Raw genomic sequence first — 12,579 nt, forward strand, 5'->3', positions numbered from 1 at the left:
GCTCTCAATCCCTTCATCGTTACAGTCGCAATTTACAGTATGTTTACAAAATAAGGAGGTTCCAAATCGCTTGCACGCGTTTTACGAAAAATGGTTGCGCTTTTACCTTGATTTCTGCCGGAAGTATCAGTCTGGACGGTCTTTTACATGTATAGTAAATTATCTCATCATGTAGGATCAGCAGTAGCATCCAAGTCCACCAGTGCCTCAAGCCAGTTCCACAATCTGCTCCAGCAAAAAGCAATTACCATAGCGATAACGGTATCCTTCAAAAGGACAGCATCACTGATGCATTTCCATGTCCTTGTGATTTTCTTTCTGATAGGCTTGGGATGCTAGGCTTATAGCGTTGGTTTTAATTGATGTTACCGGCGTGAGAGGTCTCAAGAGAGCGTATCCCACCTGCTTTTAGGGGCTTTGAAGGGCGTTTAAAGTCGTTTATGGGATCAAAAAGCCGTCAAAAAAGCCGTCAACCATCTTGTTTGGGTATTACCCATTCCTCCCCTACTCTTTCTCTAATTTGGAGGATGATTTTCATCCTTACTTCACGCTTCGTGAAAAAATCTATCAGTTTCAAAAAGATAATGTGCAAAAATCTCCGACTATTGATCACCTAAACACAAATATCTTACTCATAATTTTATTGGGTATGGTAGTAATCCAGTAATAAAATGATGGTGTAATTACATGCGCTTCTTTCCTGGAACATGCAAAAACAACCGACACACAGAAGATAACCAATAAGGCTTTGGAGCAAGCTTTGATAACCATCTCTCTTAGAATGACTCACACATTTCTTTAGCCTTCAACCTGTTTACAATAAATGGAAGAGCGCTTGCGGAAAGGCAGAAATTGGTGTAAAAGTTTTCCACGATTTTCGAAGAACAGCAGTCCGGAATATGGTTCGCTCTGGCATTCCGGAAAGAGTAGCAATGTTGATTTCTGGACACAAGACACGAATGGTTTTTGACCGATACAACATTGTTAATGATCAGGATCTCAAACTCGCTGCACAAAAGCAAAATCAGTACTTTCAAAAACTCCACGGGCACAGTTTGGGCACAATTCTCCAAATTTCCCCAAAATGAGACGCACCAGAAGCACAGTAACTATTTGATTTAATTATATTTGCCCTCGTAGCTCAGGGGATAGAGCACAGGATTCCTAATCCTGGAGTCGCGCGTTCGATTCGCGCCGAGGGCACCACAAAATCAGCGCACATATAGCCTTTGCTTTTCCCCCGTTAATCAGTTCACTGATTTAAGCCGGCCCACTTCTTTTATTCACCTTCAGCCTTTTTTGTGATACCCTTCATGGAATCACATTTTTATGATTAGCAATAATCCAATCTTATTTTTGGGCCAAGGTAGGCATCTTTCTGCTTGAGCTTAATTTTCAAATGCTCCTTTAGACGAAAACGCTTAAGCCTTCTGCATCTGCCTGCCCGGGGTGGCATATCATGCCGGATGTCAATACCAAAAAAAATTACTGGCCAATTTATGTTGTTCTGACCCTAATAATAGGCGGCATCATACTTTGTACTTCCCTTATAGACATCTGCCCCTTGCTTGAAGTAGTCCTGCCGTCACTTAAAATCAACAAATCAACGATTGTCACTTTCATTCGTTCCCTGGGCGGCTGGGGACCAGTGGGCTCAATCGGGCTCATGATCATGCATTCTTTTGTCCCTTTCCCATCAGAGCTACTAACCATTGCCAACGGCATGATTTTCGGCCCGCTATGGGGTGTGATTATCACCTGGATTGGGTCCATGCTTGCAGCATACGCAAGTTTTGGTCTGACCAGATTATATGGCCGCCCATTTGTGGCCAAAAGAATAAAGCCATCCCAACTCGAAAAACTTGACACCTTGGTTTCCAATCAGGGCGCAGTATCTCTGCTGATTGGTCGACTTATTCCTCTCATCTCCTTTAATCTGATTAATTATGGCGCAGGATTGACAAAAATATCCTGGTGGACTTTTACCTGGACCACAGGGATTGGTATTCTGCCAATGACGATTGTTATGGTGACCATGGGGAACAATTTCAGTGCCTTACCCTGGTGGATATGGCTCGTTGTGTTACTGACATTTTTGGCACTTTCTTATGCGATTAAATATGTCCATAAAAGATACGCCGGACGGCCATAATGGTCTTGACGGTTATTGATAAATCGTACATCAGGCAGAAAATCACTAACTCATACCGGAGGAGAAGCACATGGCAAAAGAAAAACAATCAATTGAAGAAAAATCGATCTGGAGTGATGCCAAACAGATGTTGCACAAGGCCGAAAGAGATGGCGTTGAAACCGCCTGGGATCGCCTTGAACAGCAATCTCCGCACTGTACTTTCTGTGAAAGCGGCCTCTCCTGCCGAAACTGTACTATGGGCCCATGCCGCCTAAGCAAGAAGGCCCCGCTGGGTGTTTGCGGTGCTAATGCCGATGTAATTGTTGCTCGAAATTTCGGCCGCTTCGTGGCCGGGGGCTCAGCAGGCCATTCCGACCATGGCCGCGACTGCATTGAGGCTCTTCATGCTGTGGCCCACGGCTTGACAAACGATTACACTATCAAAGATGAGGCTAAACTGCTGCGGATTGCCAATGAATTGGGAATTGCTACCGAAAATCGTCCTTTGCTTGAGGTTGCTAAGGATTTATGCGATGAGTTTTACTCTAATTACGGCAGCCTCAGAGAAGAACTCTCTTTTTTATGCCGAGTTCCTGAAAAACGTAAACAGATTTGGAGGAACCTCGGCATCACTCCTCGGGGCGTTGACCGTGAAATTGCTGAAATGATGCACCGCACCCATATGGGATGTGACAATGACGCTGCCAATACTATGCTCCACAGTGCCCGAACCTGCCTGGCTGATGGCTGGGCCGGGTCAATGATCGCCACCGAGATTTCCGATATACTGTTCGGCACCCCAAGCCCCAGAAAATCAATGGCGAACCTTGGTGTCATCAAAGAAGATCAGGTCAATATTCTGGTGCATGGCCATAACCCGATAGTTTCCGAGAAAATTGTCGAGGCGGTCAACGACCCTGAGTTTATCGCCCTTGCCAAGGAAAAAGGTGCTACAGGCGTTAACTTGGCCGGACTTTGCTGCACAGGAAACGAACTGATGATGCGCCAAGGTATTCCCATGGCCGGCAACCACCTGATGACCGAACTCGCTATAATAACCGGCGCGGTAGAGCTGATCGTTGTGGATTACCAGTGCATTATGCCCAGTATGGTTACTGTGGGAGACTGCTATCACACCAAAATGGTTACCACTGCTGACAAGGCTAAATTCACCGGTGCCGAGCATGTTAAATTTGAGATGCATAATGGCAAGGAACAGGCCCGTAAGGTCGTTCGCATGGCCATTGAGCGTTTTCCTCTGCGCAACAAAAATCGGGTTGAAATCCCCCAAGGCCCGGTGGAACTGATCACCGGCTTTTCCAATGAAACCCTGCTTGCCGCGCTAGGCGGCACTTTGACACCGTTAATCGAGGCAATCAAGGCTGGTAAAGTCAGGGGTGCAGTGGCCATTGTCGGCTGCAATAACCCTAAGTACAAACAGGATTACTGCAATGTAAATCTGACGAAAGAGCTCATCAAAAAAGATATCCTGGTTCTGGTCACCGGCTGCGTTACCACCGCAACCGGCAAGGCAGGACTCCTGGTACCAGAGGGCATAGAGATGGCTGGGCCTGGCCTCAAGGAGATCTGCGGCGCCCTTGGCATTCCACCGGTTCTTCATATGGGCAGTTGCGTTGACAATGCCCGCATTTTGCAGCTTGCCGCCCTTTTGGCCAATGAGCTTGGAACTGATATTTCCGACCTGCCGCTGGCCGGTTCCTCCCCTGAATGGTATTCAGAAAAAGCCGCTGCCATCGGTACTTACTGCGTTGCCTCAGGCATCTACACCCACCTTGGCCACCCTCCGAATATCACCGGTTCTGAACTGGTCACCAACCTGGCAGTTGAGGGTCTCGACAATCTACTTGGTGCCTGCTTCGGCATTGAACCGGACCCCTTCAAGGCTGCCGAACTTATTGACCAACGAATTAAACAAAAGCGCAGGGCTCTCGGACTTGCGGAGTAATCCCGACGATAAACAGGCGGATTTAGGGGAGTTTTCTTGTCAGGCGAAAATGGAAATCCTTAAACTTTCATGCTGTGAAAGCCAGGTTTGAACAATATTCTTCATCTCTGGGTAATCGTTATCCACTTAACAGCAGTCATCCAACCGGCACATCACCGCAAAAAAACAAATAAGCTCATGCCTACAGCAACTTACGCACAGACAACTCCTTGGCACAGCTCTTGTACTATGAATTAGGCAAAACAGAGATAGAGAGAGAGAGACAACTTCATTTAGAATATTTTTTTCAATCTGCCCCTCCCCCGGTTCTGCTCTGTCAGCTTCATCGACAGGGCGGAACTGTTTTGTGAAATGAAACTTGAATTGAGGAGTCTGCAATGTGGAATAATGGTTTTTGTGATTTCGGCCCTATGTTCGGCTCAGGACATTGGTTTGGCGGTTGGCTCTTCCCGATCCTGTTCTGGGGCATTATTCTTTGGGTCATAGTGACCTTATTCCAAAAAATATTTACCGCTAACAAAGACACGAGCAATGAAACCGAACTTGATTTAATGTAAAATATATTGCTTGGCCCTTGAATAAGTCCAAGTAACCGTGTATTTTGCAGCCGATTTCTTTGCATTAATTTCCGGCTGTCATCCTTCCCAACCAAAAAGTTCACACCGCCGCCTCGCTGCTGTTACACTGCTGCCGGACAATTTTTGTTTTGTTACCAATTTAAATCAGTCATTACAAATGAGCCATATTAAAGAACATGTTGACCTGTGCAGGACTTTTGGCATCATCAGCCATCCTGACGCCGGTAAAACAACGTTAACCGAAAAGCTATTACTTTATGGCGGCGCTATCCAGATGGCCGGGGCAGTAAAATCAAGAAAAGCCGCACGTAAAGCAACCTCTGACTGGATGGCCGTTGAACAGGAACGAGGAATTTCGGTTACGACTTCAGTAATGAAATTTCAATACAACGGTTATGAGATTAATCTTCTCGACACTCCCGGCCACCAAGATTTCTCCGAAGACACCTATCGCGTTCTCACTGCAGTTGATAGTGCCCTGATGGTCATTGACAGCGCCAAGGGCGTCGAGGCGCAAACCGAAAGATTGATGGAAGTTTGCCGCATGCGCAATACACCTATCATCACCTTCATCAATAAATTGGACAGAGATGGAATGTCGCCCTTGGAGATTCTGGGAGACATTGAAGATAAACTCCAGGTCGAATGCGCGCCATTATCATGGCCCATCGGCATGGGCAAAACCTTTAAAGGGGTCTACAACCTTTACAAAAAAGAGCTGCACCTTTTTACACCCAGCCAGGAAACTGCCTCACAAAAAGGTATTACCATTGCCGACCTTCAAGATCCTCGCCTTGACGAACTCCTCGGCCATCAAGCAGACGAGCTGCGCAGTGACATTGATCTTCTTGAAGGCGCTGCCAACCCCTTTGATTACGACCATTATTTAAAAGCCAACCAGACCCCTGTTTTTTTTGGCAGTGCGGTCAACAATTTCGGCGTTAAAGAACTGCTCAACGCCTTTGTTGAGAATGCACCGGCACCTCGACCCAGTAAAACCTCGACCCGGGATGTTTCACCCTACGAAGAGTCCTTCTCAGGCTTTGTCTTCAAGATTCAGGCAAATATGAACCCGGCGCATCGGGATCGTCTCGCTTTTTTGCGCATATGTTCCGGAAAATTTCAACGCGGCATGAAGGTTATTCACCACCGCATTGGCAAAGAAGTTACCATAGCCAACGCCACCATCTTTCTTGCCCAGGGCCGGACAAATATCGAAGAGGCCTATCCCGGTGATATTATCGGAATACATAATCATGGGACGATTAAAATTGGTGATACATTTACCTCAAAAGAAGTTCTCAAGTTTACTGGTATTCCGAACTTTGCCCCTGAACTCTTCAGACGAGTGGTTCTTAAAAACCCCCTTAAATTAAAACAGCTTCAAAAAGGGCTTGTACAGCTTGCCGAAGAAGGTGCTGTTCAGGTTTTCAAGCCCCAGCTTGGCAGCAATTATATTTTAGGGGCTGTTGGCGAACTTCAGTTTGAAGTTACCATGGCTAGATTGAAAGCTGAGTATAATGTCGATGCTGTTTATGAATCGGTGGAACTCGCTGATGCCAGATGGATTGATTGCACTGATCGAAAAAAACTAGCTGAGTTTTCCAGCAGAAATCAGATGAGTCTTTACGAAGATGCCGAAGGCTTTCTCACCTATCTCGCCCAAAGCCAGTGGCACCTAAACTATGTCATGGAACAGTGGCCGGAGATTGAGTTTACCAAAACCAGAGAACATATTTAACAATACAACTAATCAAGGAGCTAACTTGGCTAAAACTAACTATTCATTTGAAAAGCGTCAGAAGGAAATAGCAAAGAAAAAGAAGAAAGAAGAGAAAAGACTGCGCAAATTAGCTAAAAACAACTCTACTGAAGAAGGAGTTGACCTCAATAGCCATGAAGAAGAGTAGCATAGTTCCCACAACTGCTACTCTGGCTTGCCGTACGACATCGCCTGCCCCTGCCAGTTTGTTTTGATAATGGCCTTCGCAGTGACCATACAGACTCGTCACGGTATACACCGCACAAAGCCCCGATTTAATTACTATTCTAAATCCACGCCCGAACAGTATCGTACCGCCCCCACCCAGGAAAAATTCAGCTTCCACTCAAAGACTATTTACATCAAATAAATTGATGTTAAGATTTGCTATTATGATACTATGAATTAAGTCATCAACCACCTCACAGCAGCTATTTTTCACCTCATACACAGGAGAGGCTTATGGAGACCATATCGGCAATCATATCAAGGCGGGCAATAAAACATTATGACCCAAATCATGAAATGCCTGGCCAAAGGGAGGTCAACTGCCGTTAGATGAAGTTGTCCTTTCCGATAAATTTTAACGGTTCGAACTCCTACCCCTCAATCTGCGTTTTTTTATTATGAAAAAAACAACCCGTCGATACTTTCTAAAAGCATCTGCCTTGTCTGCCGCCAGTATGGTTGCAGGATGTGCAGTTAATCCAGTCACCGGAGAGTCTCAGCTAATGCTTCTTTCTGAAAATCAGGAGATTGCCATCGACCACCAGAACAACCCCCACCAGTTTTCTTCTGACTATGGGCTGGTTCAGGATCCTGCCCTCAACGCCTATCTTGACAGAACAGGCAGGCGCATTGCCTCCTTCACACATCGGCCGCAACTGCCATACTCATTCAACTGCGTCAATGCTGTGTACGTGAATGCCTATGCCTTTCCAGGAGGAACAATTGGCGTTACCAGGGGAATTTTACTTGCTATGACCAATGAGGCCGAATTAGCCGCCCTTTTAGGGCATGAACTTGGCCATATCAACGCACGCCATACTGCACAACAGATGTCGAAGAGTACACTTGTTCAGGCGCTGTCCAGCGGCCTGACAGCCCTGGCTGGAGCACAGAGCCAGGCCTATGGCCAGCTCGCCTCCCAGGTCAGCACTCTTGGTGCCGGGGCGCTGCTGGCCTCGTACAGTCGGGAAAATGAACGTGAGGCAGACAGTCTCAGTATGGAATATATGGTTCGGGCTGGATATAACCCGGCAGGAGTCCTGGAACTGATGGGAATGCTCACCAGGATGTCCCAGCATCAACCTTCTGCCCTCGAAATGATGTTTGCGACCCACCCGATGAGTTCTGAACGCTACGGCGATGCCCAAAGTAATCTGCAGAATCGTTACGCTCACGCCCAGGATCTCCCCTTTTTTGGCGAACGATATATGGACAACACTGCCAGTTTACGGGCCAAAAAAGTAGCGATCATTGCCACGCAGGATGCCGAAAAGGCCTTAGCAAAAAAGAATATCAGCGAGGCCGAAACACTGCTAAAAACGGCCCTCGCCTCTTCCCCCAACGATTATACTGCGTTATGCCTCATGACGAAATTGCAGCTGATCAACAATAATGATGCCCAGGCCTTGTCCTTTGGGCAACGGGCAATCAAATCATACCCACAAGAGGCCCAGGGTTATTTCTTCGCAGGTCTTGCCAACATCAGAATGAAACGGTATCAAGCAGCCCTCAGCAACTTCCAACAAAACCTGCAACTGCTACCGGGCAACCCCAACACCAATTTCTATCTTGGTTTATCATTTGAAGGGTTGCAGAAAACGCAACAGGCAGCCCAACAGTACATCACCTATTTACAATCTGTTCGTCAGGGGGACAATGCCCAACATGCCTATCAACAGTTATCGAAGTGGGGCTATGTCACCAATTAACATTTTAAACAGTTACCTCTGTGAACTCGGTGTTCCCTGTGGTAAAGTTGTTTTTCACAAAAATATTATATAGATCTTGATAGAAGGAGATAGCAGCAATGGAAAAAACACTCGGAATCACCGTCAGTCGTCACATACTAGACAGCCAGCGCCTTCACCCTGATGCAACCGGAGAGCTTTCGGGCCTGCTCACAGAACTCGTTGTTTCGGCAAAAAGAATTTCCGCCCAGGTAAATAAGGCAGGACTTTCTGACACACTTGGCACCTCCGGCAAGAAAAACATTCAAGGTGAAACCGTTCAGAGAATGGATGACTTTGCGAATGCCGCCATAATCAGACGAATGGCCCGCTGCGGTTACCTCTGCACAATGACCTCTGAAGAGGAGGAAGACATTATTCCGGTAACAGAAGGCTATGAAGGGAAATACACACTGGCCTTTGATCCGCTCGACGGCTCTTCAAATATTGATGTCAATGTCAGTATCGGTACGATTTTCTCTATCCACCGTCGCCGTACTTCTCTGGCAAGTGGACAGGGAACCGCCGAAGATCTTCTCCAGAAAGGTTCTCAGCAGGTGGCGGCTGGATATATCATTTATGGCTCAAGCACCATGCTGGTTTACACCGTCGGCGGAGGCGAAGGCGTTCACGGTTTTACTTTAGACCCAAGTGTCGGTGAATTTTTTCTTTCACACCCTGATATTAAAACCCCGGAACGTGCCAAATATTTCAGCGTCAATGAAGGGAATTATCATTACTGGGATGACAATATGCGCCGCTATATTGACTATATCAAGAGTGTTAACAAGAAAGACAACAGGCCATTAAGCAGCCGATATATCGGTACATTGGTGTCAGATTTTCACAGGAATATAATCACCGGCGGCATTTTCCTCTACCCAAAAGACAATAAAGCCCCCGGCAAGCCCAGCGGCAAACTACGCTTGCTTTACGAGGCTGCTCCATTTGCCTTTCTGGTTGAACAGGCTGGAGGCCGGGCTATTACCGGCGATGGCCGCAACATCAGTGATATCCAGCCGGAATCGTTACATCAGCGAGTACCGCTGATCATTGGCAGTAAATATGATGTCGATTTATGTGAAGAGTTTTTAACCGGCAAAAGATAAGGTGGTTGACCATATGCTTTGTCTTTGTCGGCTTTGAGGCTGGTGGTGTTCCCGGTGGCCAGTTAATGTCGGCCCCCCAATACGGGTATCTTCAAGGAGCAGATTGATTGACTTTCAGTATGAACCAGGGCTTGCTGAAAACGCGGGAATCCTGATAACTCCCACAGTCCAATTCCTAAAAGAAAAAGTACAGATTGGGGAAATTAAAGGATTCAAAAAGCAGGAGGAGTATCGCACTTTCATTTCTGAAAATATATAGTTCTGTTCGGAGCCATAGTACTAAATTGGCAATAATTCAGTAGGATCAAAATTATCAGAGGGGAGCACTAGCATCATCTTGTGCAATAGTTCAGCACGCAGATCGACAAATTGAATTCCGTATCTAAACGTTTCTTTAACCTTTTGGACCCAAACAACTTCGCCTGCCACAGTTGACAGAACTGTTGGCAGACCTGTTGGCAGTTCAATATCAAGCAGCAACTTGGTTTCCACTGGGAATTTCTCTGTAGTTTCAATACATAACCCACCTAACGAAACATCTTGCGTAAAAGTTTCTACAATCTCCCGAACTTCTTTACGGCGTGAAAGTTTCTGATAGGACACTTTCCATGTTTTGGCAAAGCGCTCTCGCCTCCTTTTTTCCACAGAAGCAATAACCGTACAGTTTTTCCCAGAAAACTTTGCTTCATAGAGAGCTTTATCAACCCTTTCCAGAAGCTCGTCAGGAGTCTTCCCACCATAAGGATATGGAATCACGCCAGCACTGAAGGTGATCCCATACTCTTCAAAAAAGTCAGAACTCTTCATAGTATTCCGCACCCGTTCAGAAAACATATAGGCGCCTTTGGCGTTTGTTTCAGGCAAGATGACAATAAACTCTTCGCCTCCGTATCTGCAGATAATATCCTCACCACGGCTCGTTTCAACCAAAAGGGCAGACAGCTTTTTGAGAACCATATCTCCAAAAAGGTGCCCCTTCTTATCGTTGAGCTGTTTAAAATTGTCAATATCGAGCATCAATATACTCATATCCTTATCATAACGTGATGCCCGCCGTAACTCCTTCAAGAGATTTACATCAAAGTACCGTCGGTTAAAAAGCCCTGTCAGCCCATCAAGCATAGCTAGTTTTTCAGTCTCTTTAAAAACATGCATTTCAACCACAATTGGTTGCTTAAGGGTTTTGTTGAGATTGACGAAATAATCCATGATCGCAACCCGTATTCCAATATCACGATCAAGCTGTTCATTCATATTCTCATAATTATCAAAAATCCCCCGCCAATGCTGTTTGGCAGTCTCTTCATCCACTGACATATGAATAAAAAGCTCCAGTAAACCAGTATAAAATGAAAGATTTCCCACTGGGGTTGAAAGCTCATCCAGCCGATCGACAAGATACTTTTTATTAAGGTCGTCCTCGGTTAGCGATGACAGTATTTTTTCAGTAACTTCAGGGATCGTTAGATTCATATCTTTCCAACTCCTTCAAAAGGGGAACAGCGAATAATTGCCTGCAAAACAAGTTTGCCTCAAAAAAAAGTGTTTAAAGCTATTTAGATATACAAATCCAAAATAAAAGCAGTGGTCTTATAAGCAATCTACCCTACCTGCCTTTCACTTTTTCCCAGGTATCACGAAGTCCAACCGTTCGATTAAAGACAGGTGCGCCCGGCACAGAATCAATCGGATCCGAGAAAAAATAGCCTTGGCGTTCAAACTGAACATGGGTCCCCGGCGCCACATCAGCAAGAGTTGGCTCCAGAAAACATCTGTCAAGTTCCTGCAAAGAGGCAGGATTTAAGTTCGCCTTAAAATCAATCTCCTTGTTGGCTTCCGGATCTTCCATGGAAAAAAGTCTATCATAGAGCCGTACTTTTGCTTGAACGCCATGTCTGGCTGAAACCCAATGGATTGTCGCTTTGACCTTTCGCCCGTCCGGCGCAGTGCCGCCCTTGCTTTCTGGATCATAAGTACAACGAAGCTCAATAACTTCCCCTGTAGATTCATCCTTCACCACGCTGGTGCAGGTCACCAGATAGGCAAAACGTAATCGCACTTCCCTGCCGGGAGTCATTCGGAAGAATTTTCGGGGCGCATCTTCCATAAAATCATCTCGTTCGATATAGATCTCTTTACAGAAAGCTACTTTCCGAGTCCCCATTTCAGGTTGCTGCGGATGATTCATGCACTCCATCTCTTCAACAAGATCATCGGGATAATTATCAATGACAACCTTGATTGGATCCAAAACTCCCATAACCCGAGGAGCGTGATCATTTAAGTCTTCACGAATACAGTTTTCCAAAACCCCCATATCAATTCGGCTGTCTTTTTTGCTGATACCAATAATCCCACAAAAATTTCGGATAGAGGCCGGGGTATAACCCCTTCTGCGAAGCCCGGAAATGGTCAGCATACGCGGGTCATTCCAGCCCTCGACATATTTCTCGGCCACAAGTTGCAGCAATTTTCGTTTACTCATAACCGTATAGGTAAGATTCAGCCGAGAAAACTCAATCTGCTGTGGATGGCAGGGGGTCTCAAGCTCATCAAGAATCCAGTCATACAAGGGTCGATGGTCTTCAAACTCTAATGTACAGAGCGAATGTGTAATTTTCTCGATAGCATCAGAGAGACAATGGGCAAAATCATACATTGGGTAAATGCACCAGGTATCAGCCGTTCTGTGGTGATCAACTTTTCGAATACGAAAAATAGCCGGATCACGCATATTAATATTTCCAGAACTCATATCAATCTTGGCCCGGAGAATATGGGCACCATCAGCAAACTCCCCGGCACGCATGCGGGCAAAAAGATCAATATTTTCCTCAACCGTACGATCTCGATACGGACTATTCTTGCCAGGCTCAGTCAAAGTCCCCCTGTACTCGCGAATCTGCTCAGCAGGAAGACTACAGACATAGGCCTTGCCCTTTTTGATGAGCTGAACAGCATAGTCGTGCAGCTGCTCAAAATAGTCCGAGGCATAGAAGAGCTTATCACCCCAGTCAAAGCCCAGCCATTTCACATCGTCCTTAATGGCCTCTGCATACTCCACTTCCTCCTTGG

The 12,579-nt window shown here is 46.0% G+C and carries 10 protein-coding genes and 1 tRNA gene; 9 read left to right on the top strand and 2 right to left on the bottom strand.

Annotated elements, in window-relative coordinates; translation table 11 throughout:
• Positions 1-851: 851 nt before the first annotated feature.
• From HQK80_00405 to fbp, 9 genes are all read left to right on the top strand, one after another.
• On the top strand, positions 852-1,088 hold the full coding sequence (locus tag HQK80_00405) for a hypothetical protein (protein MBF0220685.1): 237 nt from the start codon (positions 852-854) through the stop codon (positions 1,086-1,088).
• A 42-nt stretch (positions 1,089-1,130) separates the two neighbouring features.
• Positions 1,131-1,206, top strand: a tRNA-Arg gene (locus HQK80_00410).
• Positions 1,207-1,459: 253 nt separating this feature from the next.
• Positions 1,460-2,152, top strand: a complete 693-nt coding sequence (locus tag HQK80_00415) for a TVP38/TMEM64 family protein (GenBank protein ID MBF0220686.1) — start codon at positions 1,460-1,462, stop codon at positions 2,150-2,152.
• A gap of 70 nt (positions 2,153-2,222) precedes the next feature.
• The gene (cooS, locus tag HQK80_00420; GenBank protein MBF0220687.1) at positions 2,223-4,100 is read left to right on the top strand and encodes an anaerobic carbon-monoxide dehydrogenase catalytic subunit; all 1,878 of its coding nucleotides are present in this window, start codon (positions 2,223-2,225) and stop codon (positions 4,098-4,100) included.
• Positions 4,101-4,477: 377 nt separating this feature from the next.
• Complete coding sequence (locus tag HQK80_00425; protein ID MBF0220688.1) at positions 4,478-4,657, top strand: hypothetical protein; 180 nt, start codon at positions 4,478-4,480, stop codon at positions 4,655-4,657.
• A 178-nt stretch (positions 4,658-4,835) separates the two neighbouring features.
• Entirely contained in the window at positions 4,836-6,419 is a 1,584-nt protein-coding gene (locus tag HQK80_00430) for a peptide chain release factor 3 (protein MBF0220689.1), read from the top strand.
• A gap of 25 nt (positions 6,420-6,444) precedes the next feature.
• The gene (locus HQK80_00435; GenBank protein MBF0220690.1) at positions 6,445-6,588 is read left to right on the top strand and encodes a hypothetical protein; all 144 of its coding nucleotides are present in this window, start codon (positions 6,445-6,447) and stop codon (positions 6,586-6,588) included.
• A gap of 478 nt (positions 6,589-7,066) precedes the next feature.
• Complete coding sequence (locus HQK80_00440) at positions 7,067-8,377, top strand: M48 family metalloprotease (GenBank protein ID MBF0220691.1); 1,311 nt, start codon at positions 7,067-7,069, stop codon at positions 8,375-8,377.
• 98 nt (positions 8,378-8,475) lie between these two features.
• Positions 8,476-9,504 carry a class 1 fructose-bisphosphatase gene (gene fbp, locus HQK80_00445; protein ID MBF0220692.1) on the top strand — a complete coding sequence of 343 codons (1,029 nt, stop codon included), beginning with the start codon at positions 8,476-8,478 and terminating at the stop codon, positions 9,502-9,504.
• Positions 9,505-9,783: 279 nt separating this feature from the next.
• Here the strand turns inward: fbp and HQK80_00450 are convergent, their stop codons facing one another.
• The gene (locus tag HQK80_00450; protein MBF0220693.1) at positions 9,784-10,977 is read right to left on the bottom strand and encodes a diguanylate cyclase; all 1,194 of its coding nucleotides are present in this window, start codon (positions 10,975-10,977) and stop codon (positions 9,784-9,786) included.
• A 133-nt stretch (positions 10,978-11,110) separates the two neighbouring features.
• On the bottom strand, positions 11,111-12,579 hold a 1,469-nt coding region (locus tag HQK80_00455), incomplete at its 5' end, for a glutamine--tRNA ligase/YqeY domain fusion protein (protein MBF0220694.1).

It is taken from the genome of Desulfobulbaceae bacterium (assembly GCA_015231515.1).
In the GTDB taxonomy this organism is placed as follows: Bacteria; Desulfobacterota; Desulfobulbia; order Desulfobulbales; family VMSU01; genus JADGBM01.

Bases quoted from the DNA above. Each gene is read 5' to 3' on its own strand.
- cooS (MBF0220687.1), top strand. From the start codon at position 2,223: ATGGCAAAAGAAAAACAATCAATTGAAGAAAAATCGATCTGGAGTGAT.
- HQK80_00440 (MBF0220691.1), top strand. From the start codon at position 7,067: ATGAAAAAAACAACCCGTCGATACTTTCTAAAAGCATCTGCCTTGTCT.
- fbp (MBF0220692.1), top strand. From the start codon at position 8,476: ATGGAAAAAACACTCGGAATCACCGTCAGTCGTCACATACTAGACAGC.
- HQK80_00430 (MBF0220689.1), top strand. From the start codon at position 4,836: ATGAGCCATATTAAAGAACATGTTGACCTGTGCAGGACTTTTGGCATC.
- HQK80_00425 (MBF0220688.1), top strand. From the start codon at position 4,478: ATGTGGAATAATGGTTTTTGTGATTTCGGCCCTATGTTCGGCTCAGGA.
- HQK80_00450 (MBF0220693.1), bottom strand. From the start codon at position 10,977: ATGAATCTAACGATCCCTGAAGTTACTGAAAAAATACTGTCATCGCTA.
- HQK80_00415 (MBF0220686.1), top strand. From the start codon at position 1,460: ATGCCGGATGTCAATACCAAAAAAAATTACTGGCCAATTTATGTTGTT.